Genomic DNA, 20,294 nt, shown 5'->3' with positions numbered 1-20,294 from the left:
CCACCCGCTGTCCAGATGCGCGGGGGGATGTCCAGACGGGCGACGGGGATGTCCAGATGGGTCCGCCCCTTGTCCGGATGGGCGACGGGGATGTCCAGACGAGTCCGCCCCTTGTCCGGATGGGCGGGCCGGGTGCCCCAGATGGGTCGGGAAGGATGTCCGACAGGCTCAGGCCGAGCACGGCGAGCATCGCGCAGGTCGCCTGCATGCTTGCCCTCGCACGCCACCTCCAGGGCGCCATCGACCGGAACCTCACGCGGGTCGCGCCGCCGTGGCGCGCTAGCTGGGGCTAACGCGGGCGCACGCTAGCTGGGGCTAACGCGGGCGCAGATGACGCGCCCGCTCGACTTGCTCCTCCTCGCGCCCAATCTTCAAGACGCCGTCCGTGCGCTCGAAGCCGCCGACGGCGCAGAGCCGATGGCCGAGCGGCCCGCCCGATCGGTGGCCCACGCGGGGACGTGGGCCCCGCAGCGGGAGGTGTGCGCGTCCGTCATCCGGCGCGGGTAGGTTCCGAGCCACACCTGTTCTTCTCGACTCTAGTCGGGTCTTGTTGGCAGAACCCGGCCCGGGTAGCGTGCTCCGGTGCACACGGGATTCCACGCGACCGGAGCGGAGCCGATGACGACAGAGCGTTGGGCCTCGGTGGAAGACGTCGCCAGGCACCTTGGGGTGGCGAAGGACTCGGCCTACCCATCGATCGAGACGCGGAGCCTGCCGGCGCACAAAATAGGACGTCTCTGGAAGTTCCAGCTTTCCGAGGTCGACGAGTGGGTGCGTGCTGGCAGTGCCGATGCCCACGACGGCACTACGAAGGGGGGCACCCGATGACCGGAGCAGCGCTCGATCTCGATCGGCTGCTGAAGCTTCGCCTCCTGGTCGCACGCTTCGGTGAGATGGACCTCGCCAAGTGGTGGAACACCAAGGGCCAGCTCGGGCGCCTCGGATCCGCCGCCCTGCGGCGCGGCTTCCCGCGCACGCATCGCTTCGCGCAAGCACGCTCGGTGTTCGCAGTCGCTGCTCAACGGTGCGCGGAAGTCTTCCAGCCCCCGGGCAGCGCCACGCTCTGGCGGCTTCCCGAGGCACTCGAGGAGGAGTTCGCCGCGCGCTGGGAACACTGGCTCGACAACGCCAGCGAGTGGACCCCGTTCTTCGAGAAGCTTGAGACGCTGTCGGGTTCGGACCTCACAAGTATTCTGCGCGCTTACGAGGTCGTGTCCGATCGCGATCTCGAAGCCTATGCCCGCCTCCGTCGCTCGGCAGAGGGCCGCGCCGTACCGTTGCCCAGCCCCTTCTCGGGCAGCGACGACGACGTGGCGCTCCTCGCCCTCGGCTTCGCCCGCGGAGAACCCGGCGCGCTCGCCGTCCCCTACGCGCGAAGGGCCGACGCATGAAGTCGTCCTCGCGTGCGAACGTCGCATCGTCCTTCACCGTCGTGAAGGGCGCGATGATCGACGAGACCTACACCGTGTTTGCGGCGTGGGACTTCGAGCGTTCGAAGCGCGAGAACCTCGATCGCCTGAGGCAGGAGAACTTCATCGGCGCAAGCAGCGCGACCTGGCTTCGCGACATCGCCTGGGTACTGAACCGTCGCTTCGATCCGGAAGGGCGCGACCGTCCCCTCGCCGTGCTGGCGAAGCACGGGCTGCCCATCGATGAGTGGAAACCCTTGCTCCTCTGGCACATGACCCGCGACGAGTTCCTCGTACGCGACTTCATCGAGACGTGGCTCTTCGCTGCGTACGACGCAGGGACCTTCCGCGTCCGCACCGAGGACGTAGAGAAGTACCTGGGCGACATCGGCAAGCGGGGCGGCACTACGGAGCACGCGTGGTCCGAGCAGACCACCAAGCGCGTGGCAGCGGGCCTCCTCAAGATGGCCGTCGACTTCGGCCTGCTGCGCGGCTCCATCGCCAAGGAATTCGTCTCGTTCCACCTGCCGGAGCGGAGCTTCCTGTACCTGCTTCACGCGATGCGCGACGAGAAGCGGAGCCCGAGCAGGCTCGTCTCGTCGCCCGACTGGCGCCTCTTCCTGATGCGCCCCGCTGATGTCGAACACGAGCTCCTGCGGCTCCACCAGTACCGCAAGCTCGAATACCAGGTCGCCGGCAGCCTCGTGCAGCTCTCCCTGCCGTGCACGAGCACCCGCGAGTACGCCGAGAGGATGGTTGCATGAGCGACCTCGAACACCGCATCACACACAGCCTCGAGCCAGTCCTCGATCTGCCCGACCCCCGGCAGCGCATCAGCGCGTACCATGACATGCCGTACGCCCTGTTCCGCTACGATCCCGAGGACGAGTTCGAACTGCGCAAACAAGTGACGCTGCTCGAGACGCGCCTCGACCAGAAGGGCAAACGCGTGAAGCGGATCTCGCTCGCGGAGTGTCTGGACGAGGCGATGCGCTCGCAGCGCCCGCTGGAGGAGTGGTTCACCGCCGAGCGCGAACAGGGGATCGAGACCCTCGTCGAGACGGTTCACTCGATCCTGTCCGAGTACTCGCCGCTCGTCGACCTCGTCGCCGCGCGCATGCCAGAGGCCCCGGATCCCCTGCGTGACGTGGTCTTCATCCTCCGTACCGGCGCCCTGTTCCCGGTGTACCGGACCTTCTCGCTCCTCGAACAGCTCCAGGGACGGGTCCACGTCCCGACCGTTCTCTTCTACCCCGGCGACCTCGATGGCGCGGCAGGTCTGCGTTTCATGGGCGTGCTCGATGCGGAGCACAATTACCGCCCGAAGATCTTCTGAGGACTACCGACGATGACGACGCCCACGCCCATCAAGACCCTCTTCGCCAACGACATCCACCGTCGCATCGAAGAAGTCATCAAGGTCGACCAGACCGACGAAGAGATCATTCGCGACGAGATCAACGAGTACGTCGTCACGGACGCGATCCGCTCGCACTACACCAGCATCTTCGACGCCTACCGCGAGACGCCGAACAAGCCGCACGAGGGGATCGCCATCTGGGTCTCGGGTTTCTTCGGCTCCGGTAAGTCGAGCTTCGCGAAGATGCTAGGCATCTCCGTGGCGAACCGCATCGTGGCGGGCGAGTCGGCAGCAGAGCGCTTCGCCGAGCGCGCGGGCGACAGGAAGCTCCACGTCCTGCTCAAGGCCATCAACGAGAAGATCCCGACCCACGCCGTCATCTTCGACGTCTCGACGGACCGAGGAATCCGCAGCGGCAATCAGACGCTCACCGAAATCATGTACGGGCTCTTCCTGCAGAGCCTCGGCTACGCGAAGGATCTCGACCTTTCGGAGCTCGAGATTGGCCTCGAGGAAAAGGGGCAGCTCGCGCGCTTCGAGGAGGAGTACAGGCGCCTCTTCAAGAAGGACTGGGCCGCCGAGAAGGGCAAGGTCGCCTTCGCGCTGTCCGAGGCGAGCCGCGTGCTGCACAGCCTCGACCCCGACACGTACCCGGTCGCCGACTCGTGGGTGAAGGCCGTCAAGAACAAGGCCGACATCACGCCGGGCAAGCTCGCGGAGCGCGCGGGCGAGCTGATGAAGCGCAGGAAGCCCGGGCTCTCGCTGATGTTCGTGGTCGACGAGGTTGGCCAGTTCGTCGCCCGTGACGTTCAGAAGATGCTCGACCTCCAGGCCATCGTGCAGAGCCTCGGCGTGAAGGGGCGCGGCAAGCACTGGGTCGTCGTCACGTCCCAGGAGAAGCTCGGCGAGCTCGTCTCGGGCCTCGACGACAAGAAGATCGAGCTTGCCCGCTTGATGGACCGCTTCCCGCTCCAGGTTCACCTGGAGCCGTCGGACATCTCCGAGGTCACGAGCCGCCGCGTGCTCTCGAAGAACGCCGCAGCGCAGGCAGCCCTCGGAAAGCTCTTCGACAAGCACCGTGGCCGTCTCACGGAGCACACGCGGCTCACCGCCGACATCAAGCTCCCCGAGCTGACACGCGAGAGCTTCATCGACCTGTACCCGCTGCTGCCCTACCAGATCGACCTCATCATCCAGGTCGTCTCGGGCCTGCGCACGCAAGGCGGCGCGACCAAGCACGTCGGCGGCGCGAACCGCACCATCATCAAGCTCGCGCAGCAGCTCCTCATCAACCCCGCCGTGAACCTGGCCGACAGCCAGCTCGGCGACCTCGTCCGCCTCGACCAGGTCTACGACCTCGTCGAAGGGAACATCGGCTCCGAGGTCCGCGCGAAGATCGCCGCCATTTCGAAGGAGCTGAACCACCCGCTCGCCCAGCCGGTCGCGAGGGTGATCTGCCTGCTTCAGTACGTGAAGAGCGTCCATCGGAGCGCCGAGAACATCGCCGCCGCGCTCCACCCGAGCGTCGGCGGCGACTCGCAGCTCGCGTCGGTGAAGGAGGCGCTCCGCGAGCTCGAGGCGGGACACAAGGTTCGCCACGGGGACGACGGCTACCGCATTCCCACGCCTGCCGAGGACGATTGGGAGCGCCTGCGCAACGGCATCAGCCCGAAGCCCGGCGACGCGCACCGCCTCACCTCCGAGGTGCTATCGGCGTTCTGGCAACCGCAGCCGTCGCACACGCTGTTCGACACCAAGACCTTCAAGGCGGGTCTCGCCATCCATGGCCGCGAGGTGACGAGCGGCGACATGATGTTCCAGGTCCACCTCGCCGACGACGGGAAGGAGTTCGACGCGCTCGCCGCAGAGCTGCGTGCGCGCAGCCAGCAGGAGCGCAAGCACGTCTTCTGGGCCGTCGCGCTGACCGACGCCATCGACCGCGAGACCGTCGAGCTGTTCCGGAGCAAGGAGATGCTCGCGCGGAAGGAGCGCGAGACGAAGGGCGAGGACACCCCGGCGCTCATCGCCGAGGAGCGCGTGCGCCTGCGGCGCCACGGAGACGAGCTACGCCGTCTCCTCCGCGCCGCGTGCCTCTCGGGGCGCATCTACTTCCGCGGCAACGACCGCAGCCCCGGCGACCGCGCCGTGGACGTCGGCAAGACCGCCGCCGAGGTGCTGGGTCAGGTGCTGCCGGAGGTCTTCGATCGCTTCAAGGAAGCCGCCGCGAAGGCGACGGACGTGAAGAAGGGAACGGACGCCCTGTTCACCGCCGAGAACCTCCAGGGGCTGCCCAGCGTGTTCGGCGGCATCGGCCTCCTGCGCGACGAGAAGGGCAAGACCGTCTTCCGCACCGAGAGCGGCCCGCTCAAGGAAGTCCTCGACCGCATCGAGGAGCGCGCGAACTACGGCGACACCGCGAGCGGCCGCTACCTCGCCGACGAGTTCGCGAAGGAGCCGTTCGGCTGGGACTTCGAGGTCGTGCGCCTGCTCGTCCTCTCGCTGCTTCGCGCGGGCAAGATCGAGGCGACAAGCAAGGGCCAGACGATCGACACGGTCACGGGCGTCGAGGCGCGCGACACGTTCTCGAACAACAACCTGTTCCGGCAAGCGTCGTTTCGGCCCCGCTCGGGCGGATGCGACTTTGCCACGATCCTTCAAGGAGCCGAGCACGCCAAGGATGTCTTCGGGCTCGAAGCCAAGGAGCTGCAGGAGAGCGTCGTCGCGACGATCATCCGCGATGCGTTGAGCCGTGAGGAGCAGCGCGTCCAGGACATGCTCGTGACGTTGCGCTCACGCGCTCTTCCCGGTGTGGCCGTGCTGCAAACGGCCAGCGATGCGATCCGCAGCATTCGCTCGCGACGAGACTGTCCCGCGATTCAAGAGTTCTCTGCCGCCCATCGGAGCCTGAAGGACGCCATCAAACGCGCTGTCGAGCTCGAGCAGGCGCTCAGCGAGCCGCGCCTCCACGACCTCGAGCGCGCGCGCACGGCGATGACCATCGCATGGCCCGTGCTGAAGGATGAGCCGGGCATTGGCCCCGACCTGGAGTCCCGGGCCGCACAGCTCGACGATCTGCTGAAGCGCGAGACCTTCTATCGAGAGCTCCCCGCGATCGAGCAGCACGCGCGCGCGATCGAGCTCCAGTACGCGCGCCGCTTCGACGACGCGCAGCAGGCCCGCGTCGACGCCTACCGCAAGGCGTTCGAGCGTCTCACGAAGACGCCGGGCTGGCACGAGATCCCGGAGGACACGCAACGCGAGATAGCCGCGCCCCTGCTCGCGGGGAAGGAGCCGCTGCCGCGGACGACGCCGATCCCTCTCTTGCGATCGGAGCGCGATGCGTGCGAAGCGCGGCTCAAGAGCGCGATCCGACGGGTGCAGGAGACCGTCGAGGGCGAGCGACTGGCTTCCGTGCAGGTCCAGCCCTACTTCGGCGCCGGCATCGAGACGGAAGAGCAGCTCGACGCTGCGCTGGCTGGCCTGCGCGATGAGTGTGCGCGCCTCATCGGGGCGGGCAAGAAGGTGGTGCTCTCGTGACGGCCCGCATCGACCTCGTGGAGCTCGCGAGACGGGAGAGCGAGCAGACGGAATGGAAAGAGAACGTCGCTGACGTCAACGACGTCGTCGAGACGCTCTCTGCCTTCGCGAACGACCTCCAGAATCTGGGCGGCGGCTACGTGGTATGCGGTGCGAAGGAGGAGAAGGACGAGAGCGGATTTCCCAGGCTCGTTCGCACGGGGCTCACCGCGGCGCGCTTGAAGGAGGTCGAGAACACCGTCCTGACGCGGTGCAGGGATCGCGTTTCTCCGCCCCTGGCGCCGTTGGTCGAGGAGCTCGAGTCGGACGATCCGCAGCAGCGGATCCTGGTCTTCCTCCAACCTGCTACTGGCTCCGCGCACACGTTTCGCCGAAACAACGAGGGGGCGAAGCACTTCGTGCGGGTGAGCCGCTCCACCATCGAGGCGCGGAACGGGCTCCTCAAGGACCTGCTCGTTCGCAAGGGGGCACTGGAGCCCTGGGATCGGAGGCCGTGCAACGCCGCGACCGTGAACGACATCGATCTGCTCACGCTGAGGGACGCGCTGCAGCGCATGGGGGTCTTCACGCTCGACCGTGGTGTCGAGCCCTACCTGGTCGACGGGATCCAGCTGTCGCCGTTCGTGCCGTCGCTGTGCGTGGCCGAGCCGCTCTCCGGCGTGCTGCGTCCGAGGAACTTCGCCGTGTTGCTCTTCGGACGAGAACCCCAGCGCTTCATCCCCGGCGCGTTCTCGATCTTCTCCGCGTACCCTGGGCTCGATCGCACCGATCCCGTCGCTCGTCGCTTCGAGATCCCCGGGACGCTGCTCGATCAGGCGCGCCGCCTCCAGGAGCTCCTCGACGCCGAAGCCGTGACGCTGTTCGACAAGACCAACCTCGAGGCGCCGAATGCGGAGAAGTATCCACGGCGAGCTCTCCAGGAGGCGATGGTCAACGCGCTCGCGCATCGAGACTATGAGCTCGTCGATCCTGGCCGCTTCACCTCGTACCGTGATCGCATCGAGTTCGTCTCACCGGGGCCGCTTCCCGTCGGTGTGACGCTGGAGAACCTCCGCACGGGCTCCGTCACGCCCCGCTGGCGAAACCAGGCGCTCGCCTGGTTCCTCTCTCGCCTCCAGCTCGCCCAGGCGGAGGGACAAGGTATCCAGACCATCCGCAGCACGATGAATGCAACGGGCTGTCCCCCGCCCATCTTCGATGCCACGGACGTCTCCGTGACTTGCATCCTGCGGGCCCATCCCCGCTTCGAGTCGGCGAAGCGAGGGAAGACCATGGCGAGAGGCGGAGCCGCGAAGCCCGCTGCTTCGAAGAAGACCAAGCCGAAGGCAAAGAAGGTCGCATCGAAGTCGAAACCTGTGGCGAAGCCCGGGAAGACGGGCACGAAGGCGACCCAGAAGAGCAGCAAGAAGGGGGTGCGTCGTGGATAAGGACACACGCAACGCCATCGAACGCGCCACCCAGCGAGCGCGGAAGCTCCTCGAGGAGGACTTCGCCGCGCAGCTCGAGGGCGACTTCGACGTGCAGAAGGACGGCGAGATGGCCGCCAAGGCGGGCAAGCACCTCTCGGCACGTCAGGCTTTCCAGCGCGAGCGCATCGTCGCGGCCATCGAGCACAAGCGCGCCGCCGGGATGAGCACCGCCGAGGCTGCGCGCGACTACCTGCGCGACGCCGCGTTCACCGCGCTCAACCGCTTTGTGGCGCTGAAGATGCTCGAGGCGCGCGAGCTGGTGCAGGAGTGCATCACCAAGGGCGACCAGTCGGCGGGCTATCGAGAGTTTTGCGGCATGGCTCCGGGGCTGCCGCTCTTGCCGGACAGCGCGGGCTACCGGCTGTACATCGAGTCGCTCTTCGACGAGCTGTCGACCGAGGTGAAGGTCCTCTTCGATCGGCGAGATCCGTCGAGCGTGCTTTGGCCGAAGCGGGCGACGTTCGAGGAGCTCCTCGAGATCCTGAACGCCGCCGAGCTCGGCCGCGTGTGGGGCGAGGACGAGACCATCGGGTGGGTGTACCAGTTCTTCAACGGCCAGGACGAGCGCCGCAAGATGCGCGAGGAGAGCCAGGCGCCGCGCAACAGCCGTGAGCTGGCGGTGCGCAACCAGTTCTTCACGCCGCGCTACGTGGTTCAGTTCCTCACTGACAACACGCTCGGACGCATCTGGTACGAGATGCGCGGCATCGAGACGGTGCTCGCCGAGAAGTGCGAGTACATGGTCAGGAGGCCCGGCGAGGGGTTTGCACCGCGCGCAAAGAAGGATCCGCGCGACCTGCGCGTGCTCGACCCGGCGTGCGGCAGCGGGCATTTCCTGCTGTACGCGTTCGACCTGCTGCTCGCGATCTACGAGGAGGCCCACGCCGACCCGGAGAGCCCGAACAGCGAGGCGACGGGCAAGGCGCTGGCCGAGGACTACCCGAGCCTTGACGTGCTTCGGAAGGCCGTCCCCCGGCTCGTGCTCGCGCACAACCTCCACGGCGTCGACATCGACCCGCGCTGCGCGCAGATCGCCCAGCTCGCCCTGTGGATGCGCGCGCAGAAGGCCTATCGCGACTTTGGCATTGGGCGCGCCGAACGCGCGCAGATTCGGCGCTCCAACATCGTAGTGGCCGAGCCTCTCGTCGCCGATGAACAGATCGCCAAGGAGTTCGTTGCGAAGCTGGGCGACGCTGAGCTCGGGCGCGTGTTCACGTCGCTCGTAGAGTCGTTGAACCTTGCGGGCGACCTGGGGCTCCTCCAGCGCGTGGAGCAACTCGTCGCACGCCAGGGCAAGCGAGGGCAGACCGGCGACCTCTTCGCGCCGCCGGAGGAGCGCATCCGCGCGGCGCTCGACCGCTTCGCACGCGAGGATGCCAGCGCGACGAACATGCGGCGGCGCCTCTTCGCCGACGATGCCGCGCACGGCGTGGCGCTCCTCTGCGTCGCCGAAACGAAGTTTGATGTCGTGCTCATGAATCCACCGTTCGGTGCGGGCAGCATGCGAGCGAAAAGGAACTTTGAGAAGGCGTACCCGAGGACGAAGAACGACGTCTACGCGGCGTTCGTCGAGCGCTCACTCGAGCTCATTCACGAGGAGGGACGCATTGGCGCCCTCACATCGAGAACGGGTTTCTTTCTGAAGAGCTTTCGGGAGTGGCGTGAAGAGACCCTGCTCACCCACGGCCGAGAGATGATTCTTGCGGATCTTGGAATTGGCGTCCTGGATGACGCGATGGTTGAAACGGCGGCCTACACTATCGGCAAGGGGACCTGCTCTACCTTCATCCGCCTGACAAGCGAGGCATCGAAAGGAGATGCCTTGCTTGCGTCGGTCGCGCGTAGCGATAACAGCGGAGCTCAGAACATTCATTGCCTAAGCCTGCAAGAATTTCGAGCCGTCGAGGGCGCGCCGTTCTCATACTGGCTCGCCACGTCGGTCCGGCGGCTTTTCCGAGCTTTGCCGCCCTTCGAGTCCGAGGAGCGCTTTGCGCGGCTCGGTGCTTCGACCAAGGATGACTTTCGTTTTCTGCGCCTCTGGTGGGAGGTGCCTCTAGGATCGGTCGCAACTGCCGCGACCGAGACGGAGAAGTGTCGGTGGGTCACGTTCGCGAAGGGCGGGCCGAGCACTCCCTTCTACTCAGAACTAAGCTCAGTGGTCAACTGGGCCTACGACGGCCACGAACTGAAAGCCTTCATCAGCGCCTATCGCGAGAGCCACGGATGGGGCGACCACTGGCGCGCAGAGCTTCACAACTCAGACTACTACTTCCGCGAGGGCATCACGTGGCCGTTGCGCGCGAGTGCGTTCTGTCCCCAGATATTGCCGAGTGGTTGTATATTCAGCGTTCGCGGCTACGCGGTGCTTGCTCCGAGTGATCAGCTCCTGCCGCTTGTGGGTTTGCTTTCCTCCAGTGCTTTCGACTTTCTTTTTAAGTCGTTGCTGGGCAGGTTTGGCTTTCCAGAGTTCGTTGTTGGCGCACTGCAGAAGCTCCCGATTCCAGAGCTGTCCACACTTCACGATGAGCTGGGTCGGCTCGCGCGCGACGGTTGGCTAGCATCGCGACGGCTGGTGAGCATGCAAGAGACGGCCCGCGAGTTCGTCGCGGTCGACACCGGGAGGCAGCGCAGGCAAGAACTCGATGCGACTCTCGCTGCTACTAGCTCGCGCCTTGATGCACTCGGCTTGGCGGCCTACAGCTTGTCGCAGAGTGACATCGCCCTTGCCATCGAGGAGCCAAACTCCGACACGGTTGAGAGGACGGAACCGGCCGAAGACGATGAACCTTATTGCGCAACTGGCGAGCGGGCAACGCCAAGCATCTCGTGGGTGCTCGGCGTCTCCTTCGGCCGCTTCGACCCGCGCCTCGCGACGGGCGAGCGCCCCATCCCGCCAGTGCCCGAGCCCTTCGACCCGTTGCCTTCACGCTCGCCCGGCATGTACCCCGAGGGCGAAGAGCCCGCCGAGCGCCCCGACATCCGCGTTGACGACGAAGGCCATGCCGACGACCTCGTAGCGCGCGTCCTGGCCGTCGCCGAGCGTGTTCACGTCGATGTGCCAGAGAACCTCCGTGGCTGGCTCGCCAAGGAGTTCTTCCCGCTGCACATCAAGATGTACTCGAAGAGCCGTCGTAAGGCGCCGATCTACTGGCAGCTCGCGACGCCCTCGGCAAGCTACTCGGCCTGGCTCTACATCCACGCGTTCAGCAGGGACACGCTCTTCCGCGTCCAGAATGACTATGCCGCGCCCAAGCTCGCGCACGAGGAGCGGCGCCTCGAGTCGATCACCAGCGATCTACGCGACGGCGCAACCGCCGCTCAACGCAAGGCCCTCGCCGCGCAGGAAGCCTTCGTCGAAGAGCTGCGCGCCTTCCTCGACGAGGTGAAGCGCATAGCGCCGCTCTGGAACCCGAACCTCGACGACGGCGTCATCCTCAACTTCGCCCCGCTCTGGCGGCTCGTTCCTCAGAACAAGTCCTGGCAGAAGGAGCTGAAGTCCACCTGGGACTCGCTCTGCGAAGGCAAGTACGACTGGGCTCACCTCGCGATGCACCTCTGGCCCGAACGCGTGGTCCCGAAGTGCGCCAAGGACCGCAGCCTCGCCATCGCCCATGGGCTCGAGGACGTGTTCTGGATCGCGGGCACCGACGGCAAGTGGACCGCGCGCAAGACGCCCACGCGGAGCGCCGACGAGCTTGTCCGCGAGCGCACCTCGCCTGCCGTGAAGTCCGCGCTGAAGAGCCTGCTCGAAGCGCCCGTCGCCAGCGGCGCGGCCAAGAAGACGAAGAAGGGCAAAGCCAATGCTTGATTCCCTCCAACTCCAGAACGTCGGCCCCGCGCCCGAGATGAAATTGGAGCTCGCGCCCCGACTCAACCTCATCACCGGCGACAACGGCCTCGGCAAGAGCTTCCTGCTCGACGTCGCATGGTGGGCTCTCACGCGGAAGTGGCCGCAGGACCTCAACGAGAACCTGACCTCGGGCTACGTTGCGCGGCCCACCGACGTTGGCCAGAAGGCCACGATCAAGTTCTCCGTCGAGAGCAAGACGGGCCGTGTCGAGTACGAGAGTTCCTACGTGCCCGCAGATCAGTCGTGGCTCGGCAAGGCCGGACGCCCGTGGAACCCAGGGCTCGTCGTCTACGCGCTTGCCGACGGCGGCTTCGCCGTGTGGGACCCGGCGCGGAACTACTGGAAGAAGAGGGGCAACATCGACGTGCAGGAGCGGCTGCCCGCCTACGTCTTCAGCTCGAAGCAGGTCTGGGACGGTCTGCCGGTGCTCGTCGACGGCAAGACGACGAAGGTCAGCAACGGACTGGTCGCCGACTGGGCGTCGTGGATTCGCGAAGGCAAGGCCGACGCGAAGCGCATGGCGGCCGTGCTCGCGACTCTCGCGCCGACGTCGGGCGACGACGGTCTGCAGGTCGGCGACACGTTTGCGCGGCTGTCGGTCAACGACGCACGCGACATCCCCACGGTGCGCATGGCGTACGGGCAGGACGTTCCGATTCTCTACGCATCGCTCGGTGTCCGCCGCATCGCCGCCCTCGCCTACATGCTCTCGTGGGCATGGCGCGAGCACCTCATCGCGTCGCAGCAGCTCGGGCAGCAGCCGTCGTCCCGCATCGTGGTGCTGTTCGACGAGATCGAGGCCCACCTCCACCCGCGCTGGCAGCGCGCCGTCGTGCCCGCGCTCCTCAAGGTGGTGCAGACGCTGACGGCCGATGCCGGGGCATCGGTCCAGCTCATCGCCGCGACGCACTCGCCGCTGGTGCTCGCGTCGGTGGAGCCGCTGTTCGATGTCGAGAAGGACAAGCTCTTCGTCCTCGACATCGAAGACCATGTCGTCACCCTTCGCGAGAAGCCATGGGCAATGCAGGGGGACGTCATCAACTGGCTCGTCTCCGAGAGCTTCGGGCTTCAGCAGGCACGCTCGATCGAAGCCGAGAAGGCTGTCGAGGCTGCGGAGGCATGGATGCGTGGGGACACCGATGCGCTTCCGCCGGACCTCTCGACGAAGGAAGCGATCCATGCCGAACTCGCGCGTGTCCTTGCGGGGCATGACCCCTTCTGGCCGCGCTGGGTCGTGAAGTTCGAGAAGGCGGGAGGGCGCCCGTGATTCGCTTTGAACGACGCCCCAAGCCGGAGGGCTTCGAGAAGCGCGTCGAGGAGCCCGGAGCTGCGTGGCTCGAGGCCAACGCGACCGGGCGCCCGCCGGCACACTGGCGCGAGTTTCGCCCACAGCTCGCCGACGCATTCGGATCGCTGTGCGCGTATTGCGCGATGTTCGAGCCGGTCGGTACCGTGGACCACTTCGTCAGCATCGATGAGGACAGGAGCAAGTCCTACGACTGGACGAACTACAGGTTCTCCGCTGGCTGGATCAACTCGAGCAAGCAGTCGCTGAAGTCGACGCAGGTCATCGATCCGTTCGCGGTCACCAATGAGTGGTTCGCGGTTCAGTTGCCGTCGATGCAGCTCGTCCTCACCGACCACGTTCCACCCGAGGAACGTGAACGCGCGCAGTTCGTGCTCGACCGCCTGCATCTCGGGCATGACGAGCGCGTCGTCCGGCAACGTCGTGAGTGGTACCGCATGTACCAGGAAGGCGAGCTTGACCTCATCGGGCTCAGAAGAAAGGCACCGCTCATCGCGGCGGCCGTCAAGAAGCAGGAGGCCGCCTGATGCACCCTCTTCACGAGTACGTAGCGAAGCAGCTCGCCGGTAAGCTCAAGGACCGTCGGGTCGTCGTCTGGTACGACGAGCGCCGCGAGTTCCAGCCCTTCGTCGACGAGGTGCGCGGCGGCCCTCGTTCGGCGAGCGAGCCCGTTCCGGTCGCTGTCGCTGGTACGACGGCGAGCCTCGCCGAGTATGCGGGCTCGCTCTTCGAGCTGCGCGCCGTCGTCGAGCGACTCGTCAGCGGCGACAAGCCGGACGCCGTGGTGATCTACATCCCCGGCCTCGCGCACGACGCGAAGGCGTCGGTGCTGATGGAGCTGGAGAAGGCCGGGCGGACGTGGAAGCCGGAGCTGAAGCAGCTCGCCAAGAACGTCCTGCTCCAGAAGTACACGCTCGGCGTCGTCGACGAGATGCTGCCCTTCGACCGCAAGGTCACCTACAACGACCTTGCGCGCGCGGCCGCCGGCAACTCCGGCGCGGAGCCGCCGTCGATCCTCAAGAGCATCTTCCACGACGCCGGCGGCGACGACGGGCCGCTCACGGCGTGGCTCGTGAGCGATGCGCGCGACGCCGAGATCGCCGGCAAGGAGGCGACCCGCGAGCTGACCAAGCTCGTGAAGGCACGCCTCGGGCTCGACCTCACTACTGACTCCCCGCTGGCGAAGCTCCGCGCAATCACGCTGCGCTACGTGCTCGCTGGAGAGTTCCGGCTCGACCTGTCGTGTGACGCCCCTGCGTCGCTCGACGGCATCGCGAAGCCGCCGACGAAGGACGAGGAGTCGGCCGTGCGGGAGATCGCGCGGCGCCTGCGCGCGGGCCACGCCAACGCCTACGCCGCGCTCGCGGACCGCGTCGAGGAAGAGCTCGGGCTCAAGAACGCCAAGCTGCCCCCCGGGGCGCTCGGCTCGATCGACACGTTCCGCTTCGAGGAACGCGCCCTGCTTCGTCACGCGGGCAACCTCATCGCGAACGGCAAGTTCAGCGAGGCGCTCGCGCTCGTCGCGGATCGAGAGCACAGCTTCTGGCTCGACCGAGACGTCAGCAGGAAGGCCCAGTGGGAGGCCGCTCGACGCATGGCCGAGCTCGGCAGCGCAGCGATGGACGTGCGAAGGGCCGTCAACAAGACCTCGGGAGACGCCGCCGCGTGGCTGGAAGCCTACGTGTCGAAGGACGGTTGGTTCCGCCTCGACCAGGCCCAGCGTCGCCTCGAGGCGTGGGTCGCGAACCTCGACGAGGAGCCTGAGGAGCGGCCTCTCGGCGTCGTCCGCCGCGCCCACGAGGACGCCTGCCACGCGATGGCGGAAGGCTTCACCAAGGCGCTCGTGAAGGCCGGCTGGACCGTGCCAGGCGCGCTCCACCAGACGCGCATCTGGAGCGAGGTCGTCTCCGACAAGCCCAGGCCCGTTGCCTACTTCCTCGTCGATGCGATGCGCTTCGAGATGGGCGTCGAGCTCGCCGAGCGCCTGCCGAAGACATCCGAGGTCTCGGTGCGCGCGGCCGTCGGCGCACTCCCGAGCATCACGCCCATCGGCATGGCGGCGCTCATGCCCGGGGCATCCGCGAGCTTCGCGGTCGTCGAACAGAACGGGAAGCTCGGCGCCCGCATCGACGATGCCTTTCTGCCCGACCTCGCGAGCCGCAAGAAGTTCGCGGCAGCACGCGTCCCGAAGGTGGTCGACTTCGCGCTCGACGAGCTCCTTAGCCTCCCGCCGTCGAAGCTCGCGAAGAAGCTGGACGGCGCGCAGGTCGTCGTCGTCCGCTCGCAGGAGATCGATCACGCGGGCGAGACCGGCTTCACCTTCCAGGCGCGGCAGGTGATGGATACGGTCATCGACAACCTGGCGCGCGCGATGCGCAAGCTCGCTGCCGCGGGCGTCGAGCACTCGGTCATCAGCGCCGACCACGGTCACCTGTTCTTCGCCAGCGACCGCGACGAGTCGATGCGCACGGACGCCCCGGGTGGCGATACGGTGGATCTGCACCGGCGCTGCTGGATCGGTCGCGGCGGCGCTACGCCCCCTGGTTGCGTCCGCGTGGCTGCGTCGTCGCTCGGATACGCGTCCGATCTCGACCTCGTCTTCCCTGCCTCGAGCGGCGTCTTCAAAGCGGGTGGCGACCTCGCGTTTCATCATGGGGGTCCGTCGCTCCAGGAACTGGTCATCCCGGTGCTCACGGTTCGAACGAAGGTACGAGAATCCGCACGCCCCTCGGCGGGTCCGATCACGGCATCTGCGCTCCCGGAGGCGGTCACGAACCGCATCTTCAGCGTGGCGTTCACCTTCGGCGGAAAGCAGATCATGCTCGGAGCGACAGGCATTCAGGTTCGCCCGCTGCTGATGGCAGCGGGAAAACAGGTCGGCGCCGTCGGGATGGCCATCGACGCGCAGTTCGATCGTGCGACTGGGTGCGTGAAGCTGGAGCCGAACAAGCCCGTCACGGTCGCGTTCCTGCTCAGCGACGAGAGCGCTGCGTCGCTCCGCGTGGTGGTCCAGGACCCGACGACCGACGCGGAGCTCTACCGCTCGCCCACCGACATCCCGGTTCGACTTGGAGTGTAAGCCATGAGCAGCGGAGCAACCCCGACACGAGATGCGCTCGACGACAAGGTCAATCGCCTGTTCGCCGGGAAGGTGGTGCGCAAGGACCTCGTCCGAAAGGTGAAGGTCGGCGCCAACGTGCCGGTCTTCGTGCTCGAGTTCCTCCTCGGGAAGTACTGCGCCTCCTCCGACGAGGTGGCCATCCAGATGGGGCTCCAGGTCGTCAACGACACCCTCGCCAACAACTACATCCGATCAGACGAGTCGATGAAGGCGCAGGCGACGGTGAAGGATCGGGGCCGGCACACCTTCATCGACAAGGTGAAGGTCCGCCTCGTCGACTCGGACTACTGGGCTGAGGTCACGAATTTCGGCCACAGGAACGTGCACGTCCCGGAGCACTACGTCCGCGACTACGAGCGCCTCGTGATGGGCGGCGTCTGGGCTCAGGTCGACATGCGCTTCGAGTACGACGAGGAGACACGCGGCAAGAACCCGTTCTGGATCGACAAGCTCACGCCGATCCAGATCGCCACCTTCGATCTCGAGGAGTACCGCCGCGTCCGCAGCGAGTTCACGACCGACGAGTGGCTCGACCTCATCATGCGAAGCATGGGGTACGAGCCCGGCGAGATGTCCCGACGACTGAAGATGCTCTTCCTCTTGCGGCTCGTTCCGCTCGCCGAACGCAACTACAACCTCGTCGAGCTCGGGCCGCGCGGCACCGGCAAGAGCTACGTGGTGCAGGAGGTCTCGCCGTACTCGGCGCTGCTCACCGGCGGCACCACGGTCGCCAACCTCTTCGGGCACATGAGCGGGCGGCAGAAGGGCATGGTGCAGATCTGGGACGTCGTCGGGTTCGACGAGGTCGCCGACCTCCAGAAGATGCCGAAGGAGGTCATCACGACGATGAAGACCTACTGCGAGTCCGGCACCTTCCAGCGCGGGCAGGAGGCGGTCTCGGGCGACGCGAGCATCGCGATGTTCGGCAACACGAACCAGCCCGTCGACGTGATGGTCCAGACCGGGCACCTGTTCGCGCCGATGCCCGACATCATCCGCGACGACATGGCGTTCATCGACCGCATGCACTTCTACCTCCCGGGCTGGGAGATCCCGAAGATGCGGAACGACCTCTTCACGAACCACTACGGGTTCGTCGTCGACTACCTCGCCGAGGCGCTCCGTGAGATGCGGAGACACAATTTCACGGAGATCATCGACCGCCATTTCTCGCTCGGCGCGCACCTCAACGCGCGCGACCGGAAGGCGGTGCGCAAGACCGTCTCGGGAGTGATGAAGATCCTCTTCCCGCACGGCGAGGTCACCCAGGAAGAGCTCGCCGAGGTTCTCGAGCTCGCCCTCGAGGGACGGCGGCGTGTGAAGGAGCAGCTCAAGAAGATGGGCTCCTTCGAATACTACCACACGTCCTTCAGCTACACGCTGGCGGAGACCGGCGAGGAGAAGTTCGTCGGCGTGCCCGAGCAGGGCGGCCGCGACCTCATCTCCACCGACCCGCTGGCCCCTGGGACCGTCTACAGCGCGGGTGTCACGTCCGATGGCACCGTCGGCCTCTATCGCGTCGAGGTCTCCGTCTCGAGTGGCACCGGCAAGCTGAAGCTCGCGGGCGGCGTCGCCGGTGCGATGAAGGAGTCCGTCCAGCGCGCCTTCAGCTTCTTGCAGGCGAAGAAGACGGAGCTCGGCATCGCGCGTGACCTCGACGTCTCCGACGTCCACGTCGAGGTGATCGACCTGCTCGCGAACCGCGTCGAGGCCGAGCTCGGTGTGGCGTTCTTCGTTGCCTGCTACTCCGCGCTGCGAAAGGCGCCCGTCAGCCCCGCGCTCCTCATCCTCGGCGACATGAGCGTGCAGGGGAACATCAAGCCCCTGCGCTCACTCACCGAGCCTCTGCAGGTCGCCAAGGACAACGGCGCGAAGCGCGCCCTCATCCCGATCGAGAACAAGCGAAACTTCCTGGACGTCAGCGCCGACATCATGGAGCACGTCGACCCGATCTTCTTCGGTGATCCGAAGACGGCCGCGATAAAAGCCCTCGGCCTGACATGAGGGGCCCCTGGCCAGCTCAACGTCAGCGGTCCCGTCCCGGAAAATGAGCTTCGCTGTTGAACGCACTCGGCGTCTCTCTCCCCGGAGGACAGAACAGAGATTCCGGGCGCCGTCCAGAACGCCCTCGGCGCTCTCTGCACGGCTCGTACTGCACGAGATCTGCGCAGCTGACGGAGTGCAGTACGAGCCACGGAGCGCAGCGAAGTGCACGCTGTCCACGCGCGCGTCGTGCTCGCCGACGCGCCGCAGGTCGCGGAAACACGACGGCCCCGGAGATCGCTCTTCGAGGCCGCTGTTCAAAGTTGTGGGGTCGCGTTTCCGCGACCCACGTAGATGGCTCCAGCTGCTGGACTCGAACCAGCGACCCGGCGGTTAACAGCCGCCTGCTCTACCAACTGAGCTAAGCTGGAATGCGTTGGAGACGGGCGCGAGGATAGTCAGCGAGGCCTTCCCGTCAAGCGAATCCGCACCGCCCCTGAAGTTTACGTGACGCCCCGGTGTGCTCGCCCGCTCCGCGCGAGATTGCCCGCCCGGCGTGCTTCTGCGACAACGCCGCCGTGCAGCGCGCCGCCGTGCCCTTCCCGCCGCAGCCGCCGGACGCCCCGGCCCCCTCCCCCTCCGCCGCCCGCTCCGCCGGCCGCGGCGGCCTCGCCATCGCCGGCGCCAAGGTCTCCTTCATCCTCTTCGGCTTCGTCCAGCAGCTCATCCTCCCGCGGCTGCTCGGCACCGACGGCTACGGCGCGGTCTCCGTCGTCCTCGCGGGCGTGGGCGTCGTCAACAACGTCATCGTCGCGACCGGCATCCAGGGCGTCTCGCGCGCCGTCTCCAGCGTCGCGGAAGAGGACGTCGCCGCGGCCTTCCGCCGCACGCTCGCCCTCCACGCCCTCCTCGCCGCGGTCGTCTCCGCCGGCTTCGCGCTCCTCGCCGGCGCCATCGCCGACTTCTCCGAGGCCCCGCACGTCGCCGGCCCGCTGCGGCTCGCCGCCGCCGTCGTGCTCCTCTACGGCCTCTACGCCCCGCTCGTCGGCGCGCTCAACGGCCAGCGGCGCTTCGTCACGCAGGCCGCCTTCGACGTCGGCTACGGCGCGCTCCGCACCGCGAGCATCGCCGCCTTCGCCCTGCTCTTCCTCCGCGCCGGCCAGAGCGGCGTCCTCGGCGCGATCGCCGGCTTCGTCGCCGCGGCCGCCGTCATCGTCCCGCTCGCGCTCACCAGGACCGGCCTCGGCCGCCCCGGCAGCGCCGGCCCCTCGATCCGCCAGCACGCCGCCTTCCTCCTGCCGCTCGCCGTCTCGCAGACGTTCCTGAACCTCCTGCTCCAGACCGACTTCTTCCTCCTCCGCCGCTTCCTCGGGCAGGCCACGAGCGGGCTCGCGCTCGGCGCGAAAGCTGCGGACGACCTCATCGGCGTCTACCGCGGCGCGCAGCTCTTCGCGTTCCTGCCGTACCAGCTGCTCCTCTCGGTCACGTTCATCCTCTTCCCGATGCTCGCCCGCGCGCACGCCGAGCACGACCGCGCCGCGGTCCGCCGCTACGCCATGACCGGCGTCCGCCTCTCGTTCCTGCTCACCGGGCTCCTCTGCGCCCCGATCTCGGGCCTCGCCCCGCACGTCCTGCGCTTCGCCTTCCCGGTCGAGATCTGGAGCCGCGGCGGCGACACGCTCCGCGTGCTCTCCCTCGGCATGGGCGCGTTCGCCGTCCTCGGCGTCGCCTCGGCCGCGCTCACCAGCCTGCACCGGGAGCGCGTGGCCGCCGCCCTCACGGCCGCCACCGTCTTCCTCGTCGCCACCGGGTGCTCGATCGCCGTCCCGCGCGCCGCGTTCGGCCCCGACATGCTTGTGCGCTCCGCCGTCGCCACCTCGCTGGCGCTCGCCACCGCCGCGGTCGCCGGCGGCGCCCTGCTCCACCGCGCCGCCGGCGGCTTCGTCCCCGCCCGGACGGCGCTCCGCGTCGGCGCCGCGCTGCTCGCCGGGATCGCCGTGGGCGCGCAGCTCCCGTGGCTCGGCAAGATCGCCGTGCTCGGCGAGGCGATCCTGGTCGCCCTCGTGTACCTCGCCGTCCTCGTCGCCACGCGCGAGGTCGGCCGCGAGGACCTCGCCGCCCTCAAGCAGGCGTTCGGGCGCGGCGCGCGACGCGCCTAGCTCCGCCCGTCCGTCCCGGCGCGCGCCCTGCGCGCCCGCCTACAGCCGCCTCCGCGCCCTCTTGACCGTCAGCCGGCGATCTCGCATACGGCCTCTCCCC

At 67.4% G+C, this 20,294-nt stretch carries 13 protein-coding genes and 1 tRNA gene; 13 read left to right on the top strand and 1 reads right to left on the bottom strand.

Annotation, left to right across the window (positions count from 1 at the left end):
- Positions 1-330: 330 nt before the first annotated feature.
- The 12 genes from WMF39_RS06150 (at position 331) to brxL (ending at position 18,056) form a co-directional block, all read left to right on the top strand.
- Entirely contained in the window at positions 331-507 is a 177-nt protein-coding gene (locus tag WMF39_RS06150) for a hypothetical protein (RefSeq protein ID WP_437744611.1), read from the top strand.
- 111 nt (positions 508-618) lie between these two features.
- Entirely contained in the window at positions 619-828 is a 210-nt protein-coding gene (locus tag WMF39_RS06145) for a helix-turn-helix domain-containing protein (RefSeq protein WP_437744610.1), read from the top strand.
- Complete coding sequence (locus WMF39_RS06140) at positions 825-1,391, top strand: BrxE family protein (RefSeq protein ID WP_437744609.1); 567 nt, start codon at positions 825-827, stop codon at positions 1,389-1,391. The genes WMF39_RS06145 and WMF39_RS06140 overlap by 4 nt, the downstream gene beginning before the upstream one ends.
- Entirely contained in the window at positions 1,388-2,173 is a 786-nt protein-coding gene (locus WMF39_RS06135) for a BrxA family protein (protein ID WP_437744608.1), read from the top strand. The genes WMF39_RS06140 and WMF39_RS06135 overlap by 4 nt, the downstream gene beginning before the upstream one ends.
- Positions 2,170-2,745 carry a BREX protein BrxB domain-containing protein gene (locus WMF39_RS06130; RefSeq protein ID WP_437744607.1) on the top strand — a complete coding sequence of 192 codons (576 nt, stop codon included), beginning with the start codon at positions 2,170-2,172 and terminating at the stop codon, positions 2,743-2,745. Before WMF39_RS06135 ends, WMF39_RS06130 begins: the two co-directional genes overlap by 4 nt.
- Before the next feature lie 12 nt (positions 2,746-2,757).
- Positions 2,758-6,306 (top strand): BREX system P-loop protein BrxC, encoded by a 3,549-nt coding sequence (gene brxC / locus WMF39_RS06125; protein ID WP_437744606.1) that lies wholly within the window; start codon positions 2,758-2,760, stop codon positions 6,304-6,306.
- Positions 6,303-7,733, top strand: a complete 1,431-nt coding sequence (locus WMF39_RS06120) for an ATP-binding protein (protein ID WP_437744605.1) — start codon at positions 6,303-6,305, stop codon at positions 7,731-7,733. The genes brxC and WMF39_RS06120 overlap by 4 nt, the downstream gene beginning before the upstream one ends.
- Complete coding sequence (gene pglX, locus WMF39_RS06115; RefSeq protein ID WP_437744604.1) at positions 7,726-11,583, top strand: BREX-1 system adenine-specific DNA-methyltransferase PglX; 3,858 nt, start codon at positions 7,726-7,728, stop codon at positions 11,581-11,583. The genes WMF39_RS06120 and pglX overlap by 8 nt, the downstream gene beginning before the upstream one ends.
- Positions 11,576-12,892 carry an AAA family ATPase gene (locus tag WMF39_RS06110; protein WP_437744603.1) on the top strand — a complete coding sequence of 439 codons (1,317 nt, stop codon included), beginning with the start codon at positions 11,576-11,578 and terminating at the stop codon, positions 12,890-12,892. The genes pglX and WMF39_RS06110 overlap by 8 nt, the downstream gene beginning before the upstream one ends.
- Positions 12,889-13,458, top strand: coding sequence for a hypothetical protein (locus WMF39_RS06105; protein WP_437744602.1), 570 nt, complete (start codon positions 12,889-12,891; stop codon positions 13,456-13,458). The genes WMF39_RS06110 and WMF39_RS06105 overlap by 4 nt, the downstream gene beginning before the upstream one ends.
- The gene (locus tag WMF39_RS06100) at positions 13,458-16,010 is read left to right on the top strand and encodes a PglZ domain-containing protein (protein ID WP_437744601.1); all 2,553 of its coding nucleotides are present in this window, start codon (positions 13,458-13,460) and stop codon (positions 16,008-16,010) included. Before WMF39_RS06105 ends, WMF39_RS06100 begins: the two co-directional genes overlap by 1 nt.
- Before the next feature lie 3 nt (positions 16,011-16,013).
- Positions 16,014-18,056 carry a protease Lon-related BREX system protein BrxL gene (brxL, locus tag WMF39_RS06095; protein WP_437744600.1) on the top strand — a complete coding sequence of 681 codons (2,043 nt, stop codon included), beginning with the start codon at positions 16,014-16,016 and terminating at the stop codon, positions 18,054-18,056.
- A 334-nt stretch (positions 18,057-18,390) separates the two neighbouring features.
- Here the strand turns inward: brxL and WMF39_RS06090 are convergent.
- A tRNA-Asn gene (locus WMF39_RS06090) sits at positions 18,391-18,466 on the bottom strand.
- A gap of 87 nt (positions 18,467-18,553) precedes the next feature.
- On the opposite strand from WMF39_RS06090, the gene WMF39_RS06085 reads away from it, so the two are divergent.
- Positions 18,554-20,194, top strand: a complete 1,641-nt coding sequence (locus tag WMF39_RS06085) for a lipopolysaccharide biosynthesis protein (RefSeq protein ID WP_437744599.1) — start codon at positions 18,554-18,556, stop codon at positions 20,192-20,194.
- Positions 20,195-20,294: the final 100 nt, after the last annotated feature.

The sequence above is a fragment of the Sorangium sp. So ce1504 genome (genome assembly GCF_051521635.1).
Lineage (GTDB): Bacteria > Myxococcota_A > Polyangia > Polyangiales > Polyangiaceae > Sorangium > Sorangium cellulosum_B.
This window is presented reverse-complemented; position numbering and strand designations above follow the sequence as displayed.